The sequence below is a fragment of the Hymenobacter busanensis genome (assembly GCF_008727865.1).
Taxonomy (GTDB): Bacteria; Bacteroidota; Bacteroidia; order Cytophagales; family Hymenobacteraceae; genus Solirubrum; species Solirubrum busanense.
In genome coordinates this window covers 449,663-467,997 of record NZ_VTWU01000003.1, presented here as the reverse complement: position 1 = coordinate 467,997, position 18,335 = coordinate 449,663, and the positions used below count along the sequence as shown (strand labels likewise).

At 62.5% G+C, this 18,335-nt stretch carries 18 protein-coding genes and 1 tRNA gene; 13 read left to right on the top strand and 6 right to left on the bottom strand.

All coding sequences use genetic code 11. The features are described 5' to 3' along the window. Positions 1–115 precede the first annotated feature (115 nt). The 9 genes from F0P96_RS09970 (at position 116) to F0P96_RS09930 (ending at position 8,249) form a co-directional block, all read left to right on the top strand. Positions 116–532, top strand: a complete 417-nt coding sequence (locus tag F0P96_RS09970) for a hypothetical protein (RefSeq protein WP_151078713.1) — start codon at positions 116–118, stop codon at positions 530–532. Between the two features lie 124 nt (positions 533–656). Beyond that, positions 657–1,382, top strand: coding sequence for an ABC transporter ATP-binding protein (locus tag F0P96_RS09965; RefSeq protein ID WP_151078712.1), 726 nt, complete (start codon positions 657–659; stop codon positions 1,380–1,382). Continuing rightward, a complete protein-coding gene (locus F0P96_RS09960) occupies positions 1,379–1,885 on the top strand; it encodes a hypothetical protein (RefSeq protein ID WP_151078711.1) in 507 nt (168 codons plus the stop codon). The genes F0P96_RS09965 and F0P96_RS09960 overlap by 4 nt, the downstream gene beginning before the upstream one ends. 85 nt (positions 1,886–1,970) lie before the next feature. Beyond that, the gene (locus F0P96_RS09955) at positions 1,971–3,215 is read left to right on the top strand and encodes an ABC transporter permease (protein ID WP_151078710.1); all 1,245 of its coding nucleotides are present in this window, start codon (positions 1,971–1,973) and stop codon (positions 3,213–3,215) included. Positions 3,216–3,244: 29 nt separating this feature from the next. Then, complete coding sequence (locus F0P96_RS09950) at positions 3,245–4,486, top strand: ABC transporter permease (protein WP_151078709.1); 1,242 nt, start codon at positions 3,245–3,247, stop codon at positions 4,484–4,486. A gap of 112 nt (positions 4,487–4,598) precedes the next feature. Next, positions 4,599–5,711 (top strand): efflux RND transporter periplasmic adaptor subunit, encoded by a 1,113-nt coding sequence (locus tag F0P96_RS09945; protein ID WP_151078708.1) that lies wholly within the window; start codon positions 4,599–4,601, stop codon positions 5,709–5,711. 87 nt (positions 5,712–5,798) lie between these two features. Further along, entirely contained in the window at positions 5,799–6,986 is a 1,188-nt protein-coding gene (locus F0P96_RS09940; protein ID WP_151078707.1) for a DUF3616 domain-containing protein, read from the top strand. Between the two features lie 55 nt (positions 6,987–7,041). After that, on the top strand, positions 7,042–7,575 hold the full coding sequence (locus F0P96_RS09935; RefSeq protein WP_160620237.1) for an acyl-CoA thioesterase: 534 nt from the start codon (positions 7,042–7,044) through the stop codon (positions 7,573–7,575). Positions 7,576–7,676: 101 nt separating this feature from the next. After that, a complete protein-coding gene (locus F0P96_RS09930) occupies positions 7,677–8,249 on the top strand; it encodes a type 1 glutamine amidotransferase domain-containing protein (RefSeq protein WP_151078705.1) in 573 nt (190 codons plus the stop codon). 69 nt (positions 8,250–8,318) lie between these two features. Here F0P96_RS09930 and F0P96_RS09925 read toward each other — a convergent pair whose 3' ends face one another. Both F0P96_RS09925 and F0P96_RS09920 read right to left on the bottom strand, forming a co-directional pair. Beyond that, positions 8,319–8,816, bottom strand: a complete 498-nt coding sequence (locus tag F0P96_RS09925; RefSeq protein WP_151078704.1) for a DUF6992 family protein — start codon at positions 8,814–8,816, stop codon at positions 8,319–8,321. A 90-nt stretch (positions 8,817–8,906) separates the two neighbouring features. Continuing rightward, positions 8,907–9,584 carry a porin family protein gene (locus F0P96_RS09920; RefSeq protein WP_160620239.1) on the bottom strand — a complete coding sequence of 226 codons (678 nt, stop codon included), beginning with the start codon at positions 9,582–9,584 and terminating at the stop codon, positions 8,907–8,909. A 207-nt stretch (positions 9,585–9,791) separates the two neighbouring features. On the opposite strand from F0P96_RS09920, the gene F0P96_RS09915 reads away from it, so the two are divergent. Continuing rightward, positions 9,792–9,866 (top strand) — tRNA-Val (locus F0P96_RS09915). Between the two features lie 402 nt (positions 9,867–10,268). Here the strand turns inward: F0P96_RS09915 and F0P96_RS09910 are convergent. Beyond that, positions 10,269–10,727 carry a hypothetical protein gene (locus F0P96_RS09910; RefSeq protein ID WP_151078702.1) on the bottom strand — a complete coding sequence of 153 codons (459 nt, stop codon included), beginning with the start codon at positions 10,725–10,727 and terminating at the stop codon, positions 10,269–10,271. A gap of 605 nt (positions 10,728–11,332) precedes the next feature. Here F0P96_RS09910 and F0P96_RS09905 point away from each other — a divergent pair. Together F0P96_RS09905 and F0P96_RS09900 are read left to right on the top strand one after the other, a co-directional pair. After that, the gene (locus F0P96_RS09905) at positions 11,333–13,312 is read left to right on the top strand and encodes a sensor histidine kinase (protein ID WP_151078701.1); all 1,980 of its coding nucleotides are present in this window, start codon (positions 11,333–11,335) and stop codon (positions 13,310–13,312) included. A gap of 344 nt (positions 13,313–13,656) precedes the next feature. Next, the gene (locus tag F0P96_RS09900) at positions 13,657–14,583 is read left to right on the top strand and encodes a histone deacetylase family protein (RefSeq protein ID WP_235917445.1); all 927 of its coding nucleotides are present in this window, start codon (positions 13,657–13,659) and stop codon (positions 14,581–14,583) included. A 15-nt stretch (positions 14,584–14,598) separates the two neighbouring features. Here the strand turns inward: F0P96_RS09900 and F0P96_RS09895 are convergent, their stop codons facing one another. The 3 genes from F0P96_RS09895 to F0P96_RS09885 all read right to left on the bottom strand — a co-directional run bounded on the left by F0P96_RS09895 (position 14,599) and on the right by F0P96_RS09885 (position 17,708). Further along, positions 14,599–15,333: a methyltransferase domain-containing protein gene (locus tag F0P96_RS09895; protein ID WP_151078700.1), complete on the bottom strand. Its 735-nt coding sequence runs from the start codon at positions 15,331–15,333 to the stop codon at positions 14,599–14,601. Continuing rightward, on the bottom strand, positions 15,326–16,441 hold the full coding sequence (locus F0P96_RS09890) for a type III polyketide synthase (RefSeq protein ID WP_151078699.1): 1,116 nt from the start codon (positions 16,439–16,441) through the stop codon (positions 15,326–15,328). The genes F0P96_RS09895 and F0P96_RS09890 overlap by 8 nt, the downstream gene beginning before the upstream one ends. Before the next feature lie 127 nt (positions 16,442–16,568). Next, positions 16,569–17,708: an NAD(P)/FAD-dependent oxidoreductase gene (locus F0P96_RS09885; RefSeq protein ID WP_151078698.1), complete on the bottom strand. Its 1,140-nt coding sequence runs from the start codon at positions 17,706–17,708 to the stop codon at positions 16,569–16,571. Between the two features lie 186 nt (positions 17,709–17,894). Here F0P96_RS09885 and F0P96_RS09880 point away from each other — a divergent pair, with 186 nt between their 5' ends. Then, positions 17,895–18,269 (top strand): T9SS type A sorting domain-containing protein, encoded by a 375-nt coding sequence (locus F0P96_RS09880; RefSeq protein ID WP_160620241.1) that lies wholly within the window; start codon positions 17,895–17,897, stop codon positions 18,267–18,269. Positions 18,270–18,335 lie beyond the last annotated feature (66 nt).

Genomic DNA, 18,335 nt, shown 5'->3' with positions numbered 1-18,335 from the left:
ATAAGAGGCAGGGGCGGTTGTCAAAAGGCAAATCGGCCCGACGCGTATGTATCCCGCGTTGACTATTGCCGCGCTTTTCGCGTATGCAGGCGCACACCCTTACCCCTTCGCCCGTATGTCATTTCGTACTTGCCTGCTGATGCTGCTGGTTTTCGCCACGCTGTCGGTGGGCTGCGCCCGGCACAAGCGCGCCAAAAACGAGGCCGCCAGCACACCCGTTGAAACCCGCAAACCCGAAGAAATCCGCCGCGAAAACGCCCGCGACTTAGCCTCGGTAATGGCCGAGGAGTTGCAGCTGCGCGACGACCAGGTGCTGCGTGTGCGCCAGATTCTGACCGGTACCGTGGAGCAGGTAAACGCCGCCCAGAAGAAATTTGGCGACAACAAAACCGGCCTGATGACGGCCCTCAAGCAAATCAACGCCAGCTCCGAGGCGCAACTCAAGCAGGCCATGACGGCCGCGCAGTACAAGCTCTACCAGCAGCGCAAACCCCAAATTCAGCAGAAACTGCGCGAACAGCAGCAGAAATAATAACCGCCCCGCCCGGGCAACCCTTTCGCCCCGCCCCGCATCTGATGCTGGTGTAGGCCCGCCGCTACCGCGCGGGGGCCGGCACCAGCATTTTTCTGTACCTTAAAGCAACTGCGGACGGGCCATGATTCAACTGCGCGGAATCGAGAAAAGCTACGTCATGGGCCACAATCGGCTGCAAGTGCTGAAGGGCATCGACGTAGAGGTGCAAGCCGGCGAGTTGGTAAGCATCATGGGCTCATCGGGCTCGGGCAAAAGCACGCTGCTCAACATCCTGGGCATCCTCGACGACTACGACGCGGGCGAGTACTGGCTGGCCGGCACGCGCATCGACAAGGGCCTTTCGCAGCGCAAAGCCGCGCAGTACCGCAACCAGTTTCTAGGGTTCGTCTTTCAGTCGTTTAACCTGCTGAACTTCAAATCGGCCCTCGAAAATGTGGCCCTGCCGCTTTACTACCAGCAAGTGAGCCGCCGCGAGCGAAACCGCCTTGCCCTCGAATACCTCGACCGCGTGGGCCTCGCCGACCGCGCCGACCACCTGCCGGGCGAGCTGTCGGGCGGGCAGCGCCAGCGCGTGGCCCTGGCCCGCGCCCTCATTCACCAGCCCAAGCTCATTCTGGCCGACGAGCCCACCGGCGCCCTCGACACCACCACCACGCAGGAGGTGATGGACATCTTCAAGCAGGTGAATGCCGAGGGCATGACGGTCATCATCGTCACCCACGAGCACGACATAGCTGCCCAAACCCAGCGCATCATCCGCATCAGCGACGGGCTCATCGTGAGCGACCACGCCGACGAAACGCCGGTCATTTCTCTGCACCCCAACCCTTCTTCCCTACCGTTATGAAATCGTTGATCCTGGCCGCCGTGGCCGCTTTTTGCGTGGGCACAGCCAGCGCCCAAACCACCGCCAAAGCCAAGCCGCTTACCGAGGCGCAGGCCCTGGAGCAGCACATCAACAAGCTGATGCGCGACCCGGCCAAACCCAAGCAGGAAATCCGCCTGGACCTGCAGGGCTGCCACGCCACCCAAACCATCCGCGACAACGACTCCGACACCCAAACCTCGGCCCCCATTTCGGTGAGCTACAACAAGGGTGGCGAAGCCGGCTGGGCCGCCAAAGTGGCCAACGGCAAGTTTGAGCTGATCCTGGATTTTGAATGGCGCGAAGTGGAGTCGCTCACCTACGAGCGTAACAAAGACAAAGACGACGCGCCCTACGAAGTCAAGATCAAGCGCGTGCGCAAGAGCGGTTCCACCAGCTTCGAGCTGCCCCTGTTCACCACCGATGAGCGCGTGGTGCGCGACGTGGTGGCCCGCCTAGAGCGCGTGCGCCAAAGCTGCCGCTAACCGCTGCCGAGGCCCCCGGTGACGACGGGCAGCCCGCGCCGGTCGCATCTGTGAAATCCGTTTAATCCGTTAGAATCTGCGGTCCATGTTCGACCTCGATAAGTGGCAGGAAATCCTGGGCACGATGAGCCGCAACAAGCTGCGCACCGGCCTCACGGCGTTTGGCGTGTTCTGGGGCATCTTCATGCTGGTGCTCTTGCTGGGCGCGGGCAAGGGCATGGAAAACGGCATTTGGAAAGAGTTTGGCGCGGGCGCCCAAAACAGCCTGTTCATCTACGGCGGCAAAACCGCGCTGCCGTGGCAGGGTCTCAAGCCAGGCCGCGAAATCAAGTTCACCAACGACGACCTAGAGGCCATCCGGCAGCGCATCGACGGGGTGGAAATGTTGGCCACGCGCAACCGCCTATCGGGCGAATACACCATTGTGCGGGGCACCAAAAACGGCTCGTTTCAGGTGTTCGGGGCCAATGCCGAGTTTTTCCCGCTGAATGGCGAGCAAGTGAAAAAAGGCCGCCTGCTAAGCCCTTTAGACATTGCCGAACGGCGCAAGGTGATGGTCATTGGCGAGCGGGTGCGCAAGGTGCTGTTTAAGGACGACGAAAACCCCGTCGGCCAGTATGTGCAGGTGAAGGGCGTGTTTTTCCAGATTGTGGGCACGTTCTGGACCAACGACAACCAGGGCCGCAACGAGGAGCGCGCCTACGTGCCGTTCAGCACCTTCCAGAGCACCTTCAATCAATACAACCAGGTGCAACTGATGGGCCTGAGCACCCGCTCGGGCCTGCCGGTGAAGCAGTTGGAAGACCAGGTGCGCCGCCTGCTGGCCAGCCGCCACCAGTTCGACCCAGCCGACAAGCAGGCGCTGGAGCTGAACAACAACGAGGAAGAAGTGGCGCGCTTCCAGGGGCTGTTCAACGGCATCAAGCTGTTCGTGTCCGTCATCGGTGTGCTTACCCTCATTGCGGGCGTGGTGGGCGTGAGCAACATCATGCTCATCATCGTGCAGGAGCGCACCCGCGAAATCGGCGTGCGCAAGGCCATTGGGGCCACGCCCTGGAGCATCGTGGGCATGATTGTGCAGGAAAGCATCGTCATTACTGGCCTCTCCGGCTACCTGGGTTTGCTGGCCGGCGTGGCCCTGCTCGACGGCATGCGCTACGCCATCGAAAAATCGGGGGCCGAGCTGCCGTACTTCACCCGCCCCGAGGTGAACGTGAGCGTGGCCTTGGGCGCCACCCTGCTGCTGGTGGTAGCCGGCGCCTTCGCCGGCTTCGTGCCGGCCATGAAAGCGGCCAATATCAAGCCCATTGATGCCCTGCGGGCCGAATAACGCTCCGCACACTTCTTTCCCCCACAGCCATGTTCGACCTCGACAAATGGAGCGAAATCTGGAGCACGGTGCGGCGGCACAAGCTGCGCACCGGGCTGACCGCGTTTGGCGTGTTCTGGGGCATTTTCATGCTGGTGGTGCTGCTGGGCGCGGGCAAGGGCTTCCGCAACGGCGTCGAAAAGGAATTCGACGTGGCCAAAAACGCCATTTTTGTGTGGTCGCAGCGCACTAGTGAGCCGTACCTGGGCATGAAGCCGGGGCGCAACGTGCAGTTTACCAACGACGACGTGGCGGCCCTGCAGCGCGAGGTGCCCGAGGCCGCGCTGGTGCTGCCGCGCACCTCGCTGCACGGCACCTTCACGGTGCAGCGAGGCCCCAAAAGCTCGTCGTTTTCGGTGAACGGCGAGTACCCCGGCTACCCGCAGGTGCGCCCAGTAGCCCTCACGGCGGGGCGCTTCGTGAACGAACCCGACCTGCGCGAGCGGCGCAAGGTGGCCGTCATTGGCGCGCGCGTGGCCGAGGTGCTGTTTGGCAAGGACGAGCCCATCGGGCAGTACATCCGCATCAAAGGCACGTTTTTCCGCGTGATTGGCGTGTTCCGGGGTACCGGCAAGCAGGAAGAAGCGCAGGAAGATGCCCAGACGATTTTCATCCCGCTCACCACCCTGCAGATTGCCTTTAATCAAGTCAACAAAATCGACTACTTCGCCTTTCTGCCCAAAACCGGCACGCCGGCCAAGGTGGTCGAAACAAAAGTAAAAGCGGTGCTGGCCCAGCAGCACAAAGTCTCGCCCACCGACGTGCGGGCTTTCGGCTCGGCCAACGTGGAGGAAGAATACGCCCGGGTGCAGGGCCTGTTCCTGGGCATTGCAGGCTTTAGCTGGTGGGTGAGCCTGGGCACCATCGTGGCGGGCATTATCGGGGTGAGCAACATCATGCTCATCGTGGTGAAGGAACGCACCAAGGAAATCGGCATTCGGAAAGCCATGGGCGCCACACCGGGCAGCATCGTGAGCATGATCGTGCAGGAAAGCATCGTCATTACGGCCGCGGCGGGGCTGCTGGGGCTGCTCTTCGGCACGGCACTCATGGCTGGCATCAGCAAGCTCATTGAGGGCCAGGACATCAACTTTTTCTACAACCCGCAGGTGGACGTGCAGGTGGCCCTCACGGCCGTGGTCATGCTGGTGGTGTGCGGGGCGCTGGCCGGGCTGGTGCCGGCCACCATTGCCGCCCGCGTGCAGCCCGTGGTGGCCCTGCGCGACGAATGATTCCGTTGCCGGGTGCGAGTGGCCAGATGTCCGTTCATGCTGACTGCCCACCCAAAACCGCTCCTGACAACCGGCAACCCGCAACTCGCAACCGACAACCCGCAACCGACCTATGAAACGCATTTTCTTCTTCTTGCTGCTGGCGCTGCTGTTGGGTGGCTTTGGCTGGCTGGGCCGCTATTTCTACCTGCAAGCCCACGCCGACCCCGTCACCTACAAAATCGAAAAACCCTTCGTGGCCGACATCACCAAGAAAACCGTGGCCACGGGCAGCATTGTGCCGCGCCGCGAAATCCTGATCAAGCCACAGGTGTCGGGCATTGTGGAGGAGCTGTACGTGGAGGCCGGCCAGACCGTGCAGGAAGGCCAGCTGATTGCGCGCATCCGCACGGTGGCCAATGCCGGCAGCGTGAACAGCGCCCAAAACCAGATTCAGCAGGCGCGGGTGGCGCTGGAAACCAGCCGGCAGGAGCTGGAGCAGCAGCGGCCGTTGTTCGAGCAGAAAGTCATTGCCCAGCAGGAATTCAACCGCCTCGTGGCCGACGTGCGCGCCAAGCAGCAGGCCCTCACGGCCGCCGAAAACGACCTGCAGATTGCCCAGCGCGGCTCGTCGCGCAACACCGGCGGCGCCACCAACGTGGTGCGCTCCACCATCACCGGCATGCTGCTCGATGTGCCCATCAAAGTCGGTTCGTCGGTGGTGGAGCGCAACAACTTCAACGAGGGCACGACCATGGCCACCGTGGCCGACATGAACAGCCTCGTGTTTGAGGGCAAAATCGACGAGAGCGAAGCCGGCAAAGTGCGCGAAGGCATGCCCATTTCGCTGACCGTGGGCGCCATCGAAGGCAAGACGTTTCCGGCCACGCTCGAATACATTGCCCCGAAAGGCGTGACCGAGGAAGGCGCCATCAAGTTTCAGGTGCGGGCCAAGGTGACGCCCCAGCCCGGCGCGTTTCTGCGGGCCGGCTACTCGGCCAACGGCGACATTGTGCTCGACAAAAAACTGCAGGTGCTGGCCATCAAAGAAAGCCTGCTGCAGTTCGGCAAGCTGAACAAAGACAGCGTGTTTGTGGAAGTGGAAACTGCGCCGCAGCAGTTTCAGAAGAAGCTGGTGAAAACCGGCATCAGCGACGGTATCAACGTAGAAATCGTGTCGGGCATTGGCAAAGACGACAAGCTGAAAGTGCTCGGGCCGACCGACGACAAAGCCAAGAAAGGCTAAGCGGACGGCGGGGGGCGATGCGCATTTCGCGCCATTGCCGGCCGGGCTTGCGTATGCATACCGTTCCCCGCTCAACGGCCTACTGCTATGTCCCCTCGCCCCGCGCCCTACACCCTGCACTTCGACGCCAAACTGGCTACACTCCGCAAAGGCAAAGAGCTGCGCGACGGGCTGTCGTCGGCGCTGCGCACGGGCGACAACCTGTGGCTGGCCGGCGACGAAACCGCCAACGTGGAGCGCCTGCGCCTGGCCGCCACCGGCCACCGCTTTGGGCAGCACACCACGTTCCGCCTCGGCGACTTCCTCGACATGCCCGACCCCGACGAAGCCGCCGAGGCCGACATCGAAGGCCTGGCCGAATGCGACGGGTATTTGTGGGTCATCGGTTCGCACAGCCTCTGCCGCAAGCAGCCCGACGACAATTCGGGCGTGGCTGAGGGCATCAAGGAGCTGACCAAGGTGCAGGCCGACGCCAACCGTTTCCTGCTGGCGCGCATTCCGCTGGTGCAGAACGCCGACACCGAGGACTACGAGCTGCACAAAAAAGCGCCCCGCCCCGGCAAAGAAGGCCGCCTGCGCCGCGCCGCCCGCCTGGGCCGCCGCGCCCTGGCGCGGGCCCTGGCCCACGACCCGCACCTGGGGCCGTTTCTGAAAGTACCGAGCAAGGAAAACGGCTTCGACATCGAAGGCCTGGCTGCGGCCGAAGGCGGGCGGCTGTTTGTGGGCCTGCGCGGGCCGGTGGTGCGCGGCTGGGCCGTGGTGCTGGAGCTGCGCGTCAAAGCCGGCAAGCGCCGCGGGCGGCTGAAGCTGGGCAAAATACCCGGCGCCGAGCACACCTACTACCGCAAGCATTTCCTCGACCTCGGCGGCATGGGCCTGCGCGAGCTGCGCTGCGTGGGCAACGACCTCTACCTGCTGGCCGGCCCCACCATGGACCTCGACGGCACCATTGCCGTGTATTGCTGGCCCGGCGCCTTGCAGCACACCACCGACAGTCTGGTGAGCCACCAACAGCTCCGGCGCCTGTTCGACGTGCCGCACGGCTTTGGCCCCACCGCCGGCCAGGACCGCGCCGAAGGCATGGCCCTGCTCGACGCGCAGCACATCCTCATCACCTTCGACAGCCCGGCCAAGCCGCGCCACGTGGGCGCCCACGATGTGCTGGCCGACTGCTACCCGCTCACCGCCGAACCGGCTGCCCCCGCCGCCAAGCGCAGTGCCCGGCCGGCCGCTACCACGCGCCGCGCCCGGCCGTCGGCTGCGGGCGGGCAGTAGCGCAATGCGGAAAGGCGAACCGCGTACTTTGCCGCACTTTTCAGCTGCTTTCTTTATGTCCGACACACCTTTGGTCAAGACGCCCGAGTCGCGCCACCGCATCTATTTCCAGGATTGCGACCAACTGGGCCACCTCAATAACGCCCGCTACCTCGACTACTTCCTCAACGCCCGCGAAGACCACACCACCAAGCACTACGCCCTCAACCTGGGCCAGCTGGCCCGGGAGCAGCGCGCCGCTTGGGTCATCACCAAGCACCAGATCAGCTACCTGAAACCGGCCAACCACGCCGATGAGGTGCTCATCCGTACCCAGCTCATTCACTTCGACAACACTTCCTTGGTGGTGGAAATGCAGATGCTCGACCACGACGGGCTGCGGTTGAAAGCCCTGCTGTGGTCGGAAATGGCGTTTTTGGACCTGACCACCGGCCGCCGCGCCGACCACTCCGACGCCCTGATGGACATGCTGGAAGGGCTCGATGTGAACGAAATTGAGTACGAGCCCGACGGCTTCGACGAACGGATACGCACGCTGCGGCAGCATTTCAAAGCCCAGCGCAAGCGCGCCGGCCAGCCCGAAGAATAACCCCGCCACCGCGCTTTGCGTTAGCAAACAGCCGGAGCCAACCCCGCCGTGGGTGGTTCCGGCTGTTTGTTTTATCCCGTTTCACCACAACCACCCACACCATGAGCATTTTTGGCAGCGACAAACTCAAAGGCAAGAAAATAGCCATTGTGGCCACCGACGGCTTCGAGCAATCGGAGCTGGAAGAGCCCAAGAAATACCTCGAAGACCAAGGCGCCGAAACCCACGTGGTGTCGCTGAAAAGCGGCTCGATTAAGGGCTGGGCCAAAACCGACTGGGGCGACAAAGTCGACGTCGACAAAACCATCGACGAAGTGCAGGCGGCCGACTACGACGCCGTGGTATTGCCCGGTGGCCAGATCAACCCCGACAAGCTGCGCATCGAGCCCAAAGTCGTGAGCTTCGTGGGCGACTTCATGCGCTCGGGCAAGGTGGTGGCCGCCATCTGCCACGGCCCCTGGACGCTCATCGAAACCGGGCTCGTGCGCGGCAAGCAAATGACCAGCTGGCCCAGCCTGCAAACCGACCTGAAAAATGCCGGCGCCCACTGGATCGACCAGGAAGTGGTGGTCGACAAAGGGCTTATCACCAGCCGCAAACCCGAGGATATTCCGGCCTTCAACAAGAAGATTACCGAGGAAATTCTGGAAGGCAAGCACGCGCCGCGTTCGTAGCAGCCGCCCAACCCTAAGTAGCAAACGCCCCGCTGGCTTCGGCTGGCGGGGCGTTTCTGCGTGCCGGCATTACGGCACCAAGGCCAGCAGCTCGGCCGCATAGCGGTGGTAGACGAAATACAGCGCAGCATCGAACACGAACAGAAAACCGCCTTGCACCCACAGCGAGCGGCCGAAGCCCAGCAGCCGGTTGGGGTGCTCGGCTTGTATGGCGCGGGCCCGCAGCCACGCACCCGTTACCACATAGGCCACATCCAGGCCCACGTTGACCAGCAGAATGCTCTCGAACGACGACTGCGCAGCCAGGCTGTCGGCCAGCGAAAGGCCGGCTACGTGCAGCGGCCGGGCGCGCAAAATGCCCAGCACGGCCAGCGTTACGTTCACCATGGCCCAGCCCACGTTCATTTGGTGGAAATAGTAGGGCTCCTGCCGGCGCGGCACGCGGGCCACCAGCCAGCCGCTCACCACCAAATTCAGCAGCGCCCACAAGCCCAGCACGCCCATGCCCTGCTGGGCCAGCGTTTCGCGGTGGTAGTTGAGGGCGTCGAGCACGGAGGCGGCAGGCATAGCGAAGCGGGTTACGGCAATGCAACTTCGGCACAAAAAAGAAGCCCGCGCGGGGCGCAGGCTTCTTCGTTACCAGCAAAATCGGGTGGTCTACTGCGAGAAGCCGATGCCGACGTACACCTGAATGACGCCGTTCTTGATGTTGTCGAGCTTGTCGAAGTTGGCCGGCGAGTCGCTTTTCGCGTCGTTGTAGATGTCGGCCAGGCCCAGCACGTAGCGGCCGCCCACGCGGGCCGGGCCCACGCGGCCTTCCACGCCAAATACCCCGCCGTAGTCCAAGGAGTTGTAGTTCTTGTCGGCAATGTTCACGGCCTTCTTATTCTCCTTCACGTTCACGAGCAGCGACACCTGCGGCCCCACGTGAATGCTCACGTTGTCGACGAAGTTGTAGACAAACATGACGGGCACCTGCAGGTAATCCAGCTGGGTTTCGTAGGTAGCCGTGTTGGCGCGGTAGGTAGAGGCCGCTTTGAAGCCCTGGCGGCTGTACAGCGCCTCCGATTGGATGGACGCTTTGGGCGAGAGGCCAAACTGGTAGTAGAAGCCGGCGTGGAAATTCTGGCGGTTGGCGTCGTTGGTATAGTTGCCTTTGTCGTCGCCGCGGAAGTCGGAGGAGCTCCAGCCGCCTTTGATGCCGAAGCCGTTGTTGCGCGACTCGGGCGTGGTCTGGTAGTCGGTGGACTTACGAATGCCTTCTACGCCGTGCTGGGCGTGTGCGCCAATGCTTAAGAGTCCGCACAGGGAAAACAGGAGTGCAATTTTTTTCATGGTGGTAGGTAGGTCTGAGGATGGTGCGGGTGCGCCGCGCAATGCAGCGGGCGTCGGCGTCATTCGCAAACGACTATACTTGCCGGGGGCGGCGCGGGTTGCGCCCGAAGGCGGCAGGATGCAAAATTTTCCTGACGGGGTGCTTAGGGCATCTCAACGGCCCCGCCTATCTTTGCGGCTTCCGGCCGCCACTCGGCGGCGCGTGCCGGAGCGTTAGCTCAGTTGGTTCAGAGCGCCACCCTGACACGGTGGAGGTCACTGGTTCGAGTCCAGTACGCTTCACGAAAAAGCCCTTGTGGAATGCGCAAGGGCTTTTTTATTTATCACGACGTTTCTTTAATACACCCACCATTTTAATTATCGTTCCGATATACAGGGGGCGGTTAAACATAGAGCGCGTTGTTCTCTATACCATCGAAGCTGGCAAACTCAGTTTTCGAACCGGTTGTACTACCTCTCGGCAAAAAGCTGCCGGGCATCTGGTACTACAGATTGACGGCAGATTCTTCCTTTTAGCGCGTCACTTGAAAAAGATTTTTGACCTGCCAGGGGCAGGTTGGTCATCGAAAGGAAACGAAAGAAGGAGTGGTAGGTGAGTGTCAGCGCGGGTGTACTACAATATTGACCAATGAAAAAAGCGCCTGCTGACTGATGTCAGCAGGCGCTTTTGCGGGCAAATAAGGATTACTTCTTGCCCTTACCCTTTCCGTTGCCTTTATCGTTCCCCTTCAGGGTACCGGTATAAGTAACGCGACCATCGGGTTCGGTAATGGCGACCGTGTCGTATACACGGCCTTTGGTGGGCCCTTCAGCTGTTTCTGTGTAGGTGGAGTTGAACACCACACGCTGGGCGGGGCGAGGCACATTGGCCGGCAGGGTGCCTTCTAACACAGATATGGAGTTACCCGAGGGAGTAATGACAAACTTAGTCTGGGTCATGTTGATGCATTCCGAGGGAGCCAAGCCCGGGATGCCCAGTGCGGTGTTGCCGATGCAGTACACTTTATCCGTTTTGTGCACGAAGGCTCCGTTGCCTTGTTGCACAGCGGTACGTACAGATTGCTGAGCCAGCACGGTGCTACCACTCAGTGTGGCGCCGATCAATAGGAGAAGGGCGGAGAATTTTTGGATGGCTGTTTTCATGGGAAAGTCGATGGATTGGACTAGGCAAGAAGCTTACCTACGTTGATACAGGCAAAGAACGGTCCAAACGTTGGTAGGACTCGAAGGTTGCCTCAGGTGTTTTGCTATAACAACCGCCTCAGCAACATCAGCCGAAAGCTAAGCCGAAGCAAGGCCGTGTAGATCATCACCCATCGCACCAACGTGCTTAGGCTTTAGTAGTTGAAGTGTAAAGTGAAAGGACGCTCATACGTTTCGGTTTGAAGGCGTCTTGCTCGTCAACGACCAACACAAGCGAAATACGGGAATAAGTACGCGTAGTAAGCGCGGCTGCCTACAGCGAGAGTTAAAGTTCCTCATCAAAGTATAAGCAGGTTTCTAGGAACATGCTTTCTACGCGTCGTCAGCATAGCAGCAATAACAAAAACACTGTGAGCATTATGCTTCGTGCTCGACAACCCGTTCTGCTACCGCAGGGCGGGTTGCGCGCTTTTTTGGCCGCGCCCCGCCCTGTTTTTTGTGGTTGTAGCCCGCGCGCCTCCTGCTCTTCGGCAGCTGCTCGTGGACTGGGTTTCACTCAAATACTGCTACAATAATGCGTATTTAGAAGGCCCGAAACTCCTGTTATGCCCGCTACGCCGGTTCCTCAGCCGCTTCGCTCCCTGCCCGCCGACGGGTTGCTCGCCGATTTGCTGGCCGTGTCGATGACCGGCGTAATCTTTTATACCCCCATCTACGACCCGGCCGGCTCGGGCGCGATTGTGGACTTCCGCTTCGAGTACCTCAACCCCGCGGCCCAGCGCATGATGGGCATGCCGGAGGTGCCCGCCGTGACCCACAACGAGCAGTGGCCCCACAGCAAGGCCCACGGCACCTTCGATTTCCACGTGGCGGCCTACGTGACGGGGGAGCCCCGCGAGTACAACATCAACTACCAGGCCGACGGCTACGACAACTACTACCGCCTGGCCGCCCGCCGCTCCGGCGACGGGCTCTGGGTCAGCTTCACCGACACGGCCGACCAGCCCCGCTCCCCCGTGGAAGTGGCCCTGCGCGAAAGCCAGGCCCGCGAGCAGGCAGCCCGCGCCGACGCCGAAACCCAGCGCCAGCGGTTTTACGAGGTGCTCATGCAGCTGCCGGCCCACGTAGCAGTGCACGAGGGTCCCGGGTTGGTGTTTACTTTCGTCAACCCCCACTACGAGCGTATTGCGAACGGGCGCGAGCTGCTGGGGCAGCCCATTCGCGTGGTCTGGCCCGAGTTGGCCGACCACGGTATTCTCGATGTGCTGGAGCGCGTGTACCAGACCGGCGAACCTTTTGTGGCGGCTGGACTGCCTGTGCAGGCCGATTTTACCCGCACCGGCCGGATGGACCAAGCATATTACGATTTCTTTTTCCTGCCCTTGCGCGACGCCCAAGACCGGGTCACCGGCGTGCTCAACTTCTCCTACGACGTGACCGACGTGGTACAGGCCCGTCAGCAGGTGGAGCAACTGAACCAGGAACTGGAAACCCGGGTGCAGGAACGCACGGCCGCGCTGCAGGAAAGTGAGGCACGCTTCCGCATCATGGCCGACGCCGCGCCCAACCAGGTGTGGGCCGTCAATCCGGATACGACCATTCGCTACGCCAACCAGGCATTTCTGGATTTTGTGGGCGTGAGCCTGGAACAATACGTGGCTACGGGCTGGTCGGCGTACCTGCATCCCGAGGAGCTTGAACTGGCCCAACACACGCTGGCCGAGGCCATCCGCACCGGCGCGTTGTATACGCTGGAGCACCGCATGCGCCGCCACGACGGGCAGTACCGCTGGCTGCTGGCGCAGGGCGCGCCGAGCTTTTACCCCAACGGTGAGCTGTACGGCTACGTGGGTTCGGCTATCGACATTACGGACCTGAAGCACGCCAACGCGCGGCTGACCCGCACCAACCAGGACCTGGACAACTTCGTGTACGCCGCCAGCCACGACCTCAAGCAGCCCGTCGACAACCTGGCCGGGCTGTGGGCCGAAGTGCGGCGCGGCAGCCGCTTCGCCGACCCCGCGGAGGAACAATTACTCGTGCCCATGATCGATGACGCGCTGCGCCACCTGCGCACCACCATCGACGATTTGGCTACGCTCGGGCAAGCCCAGCACACCAGCACGCTGCCCGCCGAACCGGTGTCGTGGCAGGACCTGACGGAGGAAGTACTCATCACCCTCGAGCCGCAGGTGCGAAGCGCGCAAGCCCGCATCACCACCGATTTTGCCGCCCGACCGACGGTGTCGTTCAACCGCAGCAGCCTCCGAACGATACTGCTCAACCTGCTTGACAACGCCCTCAAATGCGCCGACCCCACGCGGGCGGCCCGCATCCATCTTGCCATCCGGCAAGAGGCCGGGCAGCCCGTGCTCGTGGTAACCGACAACGGCGTGGGCGTGGATGCCGCCAAATACGGCTCCGAGTTGTTTCATCTGTTCCGCCGCTTCCATACGCACACGGCCGGTACGGGCGTGGGCCTGTACTTGGTCAACCGCCTCGTGGAGGCCAACGGCGGGCGCATCGTTGTGGAAAGCCAGATAGGCCAAGGTGCCACGTTCCACGTCTTTTTAGGCCGCGCCTGACCTACCCAAACCGGTCAGAGGAAGGCATAGGCCTGCGCCGCGTCCACCACACGAGGGGCACGCTCCGCCGCTGAATGACCCAAGAGAAAATGCGGGTCTGCGTCCCGCCGCAGGCAAGCCCCTGCATTGTTGGCGACTTGACCATATTGCCACACAGCACACGCAACCGAGGAAACCAACGGCACCGCGAGGACTGCCCAGCGGGCATTGCCCCTGAGCAAACACCGCAGGCCCGCGCCCACCGGCTCCCGCGTGTTTCACCAAAAAAGCCTTGCAGAGTATGCAGGGCTACTTGCTTGTTTTTCGGCCGCAACCCGCGCCGAGGTTTTTCGGTTGTAGCCCGCGTGACGCATCCGCATCCATCGAAAACCCTGCCCGTGGCCTGGGCCCCGCTCTACGCCCACCCGCTGCCCGCCGGCCACCGCTTCCCCATGCTCAAGTACGAGCTGCTGCCCGAGCAGCTCCTGCGCGAAGGCACCCTCGTGGAAGAAAGCATCTTCGCCCCCATTCCGCTGCCCGAAAAGTATTTCGTGGGCCCGCACGATGCCGCCTATTGGCAGCGGCTGCAGCATGGGCAGCTCACGCGCCACGAAGAACGCGCTACCGGCTTTCCGTGGTCGGAGCAGCTGGTGCAGCGCGAAGTCACCATTTTGGGCGGCACCGTGCAATGCGCCAAGCTGGCCCTGCACACCGGCGTGGCGCTGAACGTGGCCGGCGGCACGCACCACGCGTTTGCCGACCGCGGCGAGGGGTTTTGCCTGCTCAACGACCAAGCCGTGGCCGCGCATTATTTGCTGCACCACGAAGGTGTTGGCCGGGTGCTCATCGTCGACCTCGACGTGCACCAAGGTAACGGTACGGCGGCGCTGTTTGCCCACGAGCCCCGCGTGTTTACGTTCTCGATGCACGGAGCCCGCAATTACCCCGCCCGCAAAGAGCACTCCGACCTCGACCTGCCGCTGCCCGACGGCACCGACGACACTACCTACCTGAAGCTGCTGGCCGATACGCTGCCGCGCCTGCTCGACGCGTTCCAGCCGCACTTTGTGTTCTACCTCAGCGGCGTCGATGTGCTGGCTACCGACAAGCTCGGCAAGCTGGCCCTCACCCGCGAGGGGTGCCGCCAGCGCGACCGGCTGGTGCTGGAACTGTGTCACCGCCACCGCCTGCCCGTGGTAGTCTGCATGGGCGGCGGCTACTCCGAGCGCATTGCCGACATCGTGGAAGCTCACGCCAATACCTTCCGAGTAGCGCAGGAGCTGTGGTTTTAACGGTGTCCTAGTGCGTTAGGCTTTTTCTACGCTGAACTCCGGCGTGGCGCTGTACACCAGTTGCCACCGGAAAGCCCACCGCCAGCGCAACCGGTAGTGCTCGATGCCGGCGCGGGCCAGCAGCCGCTCCCAGTCGGCGCGCGTGAAGGCCCGCGCCACCGACAGCGGGGCATCGTGCCGCACCAAGTGGGAACCGCCCAACAGCCGCGTCAGCCACTTGATGCTGTGGTAGGCCAGCCAGTGCCGGTGCAGGTCGTTGATGATGACGTAGCCGGTAGCCTGCCGCCCCCAGCCTTGCAGCAACGCCACAAGCTCCTCGTCGCTGAAATGGTGGCAGAACAAACTCGCCGACACGATATCGAAGCGCTGCGCCTGAAACGCGGGGGCAAACACGTCGGCCTGTTGGTAGCTGATTTCGGGGTACGACACGCTTTTGGCGGCGGCATACTCCAGCATGAAGGCGTTGGCGTCGATGCCAATCAGCTCCAGCTTTTGGCCGCGCCGCCGGGCCCACTGGGCCATCCGGCGCAGCATGTCGCCGCCCCCGCAGCCGATATCGGCCACCCGCAAAACCGACTCGGCCGCAAACGCGGGCCGCAGGCGCTGCAAGGCGTCCAGCACTGGCGCGTAGCCGCCCAGGCGCGTATTGATGATTTCCAGCTCGTCGAGATTCTGCCGCAACGCGTCGGTAGCCAGCGTCAGGTCGTCCATCAGCTCCGGCTTGGAGGAGCGGTGCGCCAGATCAGGCATAGGCCACGCGCAGCAACATGGCTTCGAGCGTGAGGCCGGGGCCAAACGCAAAGCTGAGCACCGGCGCGCCGTCTTCGGCCGCGTGCAGCGTCTGCAGCAGCTCGCGCAGCACGAACAGCACCGTGGCCGACGACAGGTTGCCCACTTCCCGCAGCACGTGGTAGGCGTGGCGGTTGTCGGCCGGTGTGAGGCCCAGTTCCTGCTCGATGGCCTCCAGAATGCGCCGCCCGCCGGGGTGAATGGCAAAGTGCCGCACATCGGCCAGCCGCACCGGCAAATGGCGCAGCAGGCCCTCGGTCAGCTGGCGAATACCCTGCCGCACCAAGCGCGGAATGTAGCTCGACAGCGTCATTTCAAAGCCGAAGTCGTTTACGTGCCAAGCCATGTCGGCTTGCCCGTCGGGCTCGAGGCCACAATGGAAGGCGGCCAACTCGAGATTGGGCCGGCCGGCGGCGGGCTGGCCCAGCACCAGTGCCGCCGAGGCGCCGTCGCCAAACAGCGCGTTGGCAATCAAGTGGTCTTCTTCCTCGCGCTTTTGAAAATGCAGTGTACACAGCTCGGTGCACACAATGAGCACCCGTGCCTGCGGATCGGCGCGGCAGAAAGCGTCGGCGAGTTTCAGGGCGTTGAAAGCGGCATAGCAACCCATGAAGTTCACGCAGGTGCGCTGCACGTTGGGCCTCAGGCCCAGATGCTGCACCAGTTCGATATCGAGGCCCGGCGCGTACATGCCCGTGCAGCTCACCGATACCAAGTGCGTAATGCTGTCCGGCGTTACTTCCGGGGCGTGTTTGAGGCAATCGAGAATGGCTTCGGCGGCCAGCGGCAGGGCCTCGCGGCGGTACACCCGCATGCGGGCGCCCACCGTAGGAAACGGCTCCAGATCGGGCGTATTCGGAAAAAACGTGAAGGCTCCCAGCTCCCGGCCGTAATCGGGTAGCACCGTGTGGCGGTACCCAATTCCCGACATGCGGTAGATGGCCCGCAGCTTGCGCGCGCCCGTTTCGTCCATGCCGTGGGCGCGGGCCATAAAATCGGCAATCTGTGGTTGGGGCAAGCGGTGCGCCGGCGTGGCGGTGCCGATGGCGCTAAGGTAGCTGGTGGTCATTGGAGGCAGTATACGCAAAAAGCTGCCACTTGGCCTTCACCCGATGCAGCAGAAAGTTGCCGATTTGCCACACTCCCACCCACACGTCGCTGCGCGGCTAGCGGCCGAGGCACGGCCTCGGCAACAATCAGAACGGTACGCCGTGGGTACGCCGCATCAAGGCCTGCACAAGGCTTGGGGTGTGGCGCATGGTGCCCACCACGGCATTGGTCAGCCGCGGTCCGCCAAACAGGTTCTGCACCCAGCGCCCCACCCGCAGCCGCGCCGCAAACAGGCGGTTCCAGTCGTGAGTGTAAGCGGCTTCTAACTCGGTTCGGGTGAGGTGGCCTTTCAAAAAGGCATCGGTGTGATGAGCCGCTACGGCCGCGCCGTGAATGGCCATGGCCATGCCGTTGCCGCACAAGGGCGTAATCAGCCCGGCCGCGTCGCCGCACATGAGGATGTGCTGCTCCACGCAGGTTTTGGGTGCGAAGGATATTTCGTTGATGACTTCGGGCTGCGTGTACAGCCGTTCGGCCTCGCGCAGCACGCGGCGCAAATGCGGATTCTGGCTCAGCACCTCGGTTTCCAACGCCGGAATAGTGCCGTGGCGGCGCAGCTGCTCGCGGGTGGTGAGGTAGCAAAAGCAGTAGCGCCCGTTTTCAATGGCCGACAGTCCCGCGTAGCCATCGGCAAAGTTGTGGAGGGCAATGAGGTCGGTGGGGAAATCGAGCCGCAGGTGGTACTTGACGCCCACATAGGGCGAGCGTTGCCGGAAAAAGCCGCGGTTTAGCTGCCGATCCAGCGTGGCCCGCTTGCCGTAAGCGCCCAATACTACGCGGGCTGTGAGCGGTGCGGCGTGGCCCGTGAGCTGCACATGGAAGCTGTTTGTGGCGGCATCAAAGGGCGCAGAAGCCACGGTGGTTTTCAGGAAAAACGTCACGCCTAGCGCCTCGGCTCGGCGGTACAGAAACTCATCCAGTGTGTAGCGGCTCACGCCGAAACCGCCCAAATCGAGCGGCGCGGTGAGCGTGCGCCCGCCCGGCGCCGATACCAAGAACCGCTGAATCCGGGCCGGGCGCAGGGCGTCGGGGCTGGCGCCGAGGCGCGCCAGGTAGGGCAGCACTTCGTTGGATATGTACTCGCCGCACACTTTGTGAAACGGGTATTGCTGCTTTTCCACCAGCGCCACGCGGTGGCCACGGCCGGCCAAATCCAGCGCCGCCGTGAGGCCCGCCAAGCCACCGCCGATGATGAGTACGTCGTAATCCGGGGTGGGCGCTAGCACTTGAACAGGGGCATGAGAGGGGCCGCAACGACAATTGCGAGAATATTATTGCCTGAATACTGAAAACTCACCACAAGGTCCCTATATTTTGATAACCTATTTCAAAATAGCGCGTTACTTTTGCGGATGGTTTGCCCCGTGCAACGGTCCGGTCAGGTGGTCGGGCACTTTTCCCTACGGTTTTCTATGTCAAAAAAACTACTCTACGCGGTCTTGGTGCTCCTTTTTAGCGTGTGCTGTTTGCAAAGCAGTCTGCCCGCTACGGCCCAAGCAGCCAGTGCTGCGGCCCGCCCCGCCAGCAGCGGCGACGAAAAAAGCATTTTGGTGTACCCCAACCCCAGCACCGGCATCGTGCACGTAGCCGTTTCGGGGTTCGAAGGCCGCAAAACCGAGCTGCGGGTGCTCAACGTTATTGGCACCGTGGTGTACCGCGAAACCATGACGGAGCTGGATAACCGCTTTACCCGCACCCTCGACCTGAGCCGTTTTGCCAGCGGCCTCTACTACGTCAAAATCGACGCCGACAACACCAGCGTGATGCGCAAACTGGTCATTCGCTAGTTGCTGCACTGCTCTTCGTTATTCAGCCGCTGCTCTACATGGGCAGCGGCTTTTTTGTGCCTTCGG

What these genes read in the sequence shown, in the direction of transcription:
- F0P96_RS09970 (WP_151078713.1), top strand. Translation starts at nt 116, where the DNA reads ATGTCATTTCGTACTTGCCTGCTGATGCTGCTGGTTTTCGCCACGCTG.
- F0P96_RS09965 (WP_151078712.1), top strand. Translation starts at nt 657, where the DNA reads ATGATTCAACTGCGCGGAATCGAGAAAAGCTACGTCATGGGCCACAAT.
- F0P96_RS09960 (WP_151078711.1), top strand. Translation starts at nt 1,379, where the DNA reads ATGAAATCGTTGATCCTGGCCGCCGTGGCCGCTTTTTGCGTGGGCACA.
- F0P96_RS09955 (WP_151078710.1), top strand. Translation starts at nt 1,971, where the DNA reads ATGTTCGACCTCGATAAGTGGCAGGAAATCCTGGGCACGATGAGCCGC.
- F0P96_RS09950 (WP_151078709.1), top strand. Translation starts at nt 3,245, where the DNA reads ATGTTCGACCTCGACAAATGGAGCGAAATCTGGAGCACGGTGCGGCGG.
- F0P96_RS09945 (WP_151078708.1), top strand. Translation starts at nt 4,599, where the DNA reads ATGAAACGCATTTTCTTCTTCTTGCTGCTGGCGCTGCTGTTGGGTGGC.
- F0P96_RS09940 (WP_151078707.1), top strand. Translation starts at nt 5,799, where the DNA reads ATGTCCCCTCGCCCCGCGCCCTACACCCTGCACTTCGACGCCAAACTG.
- F0P96_RS09935 (WP_160620237.1), top strand. Translation starts at nt 7,042, where the DNA reads ATGTCCGACACACCTTTGGTCAAGACGCCCGAGTCGCGCCACCGCATC.
- F0P96_RS09930 (WP_151078705.1), top strand. Translation starts at nt 7,677, where the DNA reads ATGAGCATTTTTGGCAGCGACAAACTCAAAGGCAAGAAAATAGCCATT.
- F0P96_RS09925 (WP_151078704.1), bottom strand. Translation starts at nt 8,816, where the DNA reads ATGCCTGCCGCCTCCGTGCTCGACGCCCTCAACTACCACCGCGAAACG.
- F0P96_RS09920 (WP_160620239.1), bottom strand. Translation starts at nt 9,584, where the DNA reads ATGAAAAAAATTGCACTCCTGTTTTCCCTGTGCGGACTCTTAAGCATT.
- F0P96_RS09910 (WP_151078702.1), bottom strand. Translation starts at nt 10,727, where the DNA reads ATGAAAACAGCCATCCAAAAATTCTCCGCCCTTCTCCTATTGATCGGC.
- F0P96_RS09905 (WP_151078701.1), top strand. Translation starts at nt 11,333, where the DNA reads ATGCCCGCTACGCCGGTTCCTCAGCCGCTTCGCTCCCTGCCCGCCGAC.
- F0P96_RS09895 (WP_151078700.1), bottom strand. Translation starts at nt 15,333, where the DNA reads ATGCCTGATCTGGCGCACCGCTCCTCCAAGCCGGAGCTGATGGACGAC.
- F0P96_RS09890 (WP_151078699.1), bottom strand. Translation starts at nt 16,441, where the DNA reads ATGACCACCAGCTACCTTAGCGCCATCGGCACCGCCACGCCGGCGCAC.
- F0P96_RS09880 (WP_160620241.1), top strand. Translation starts at nt 17,895, where the DNA reads ATGTCAAAAAAACTACTCTACGCGGTCTTGGTGCTCCTTTTTAGCGTG.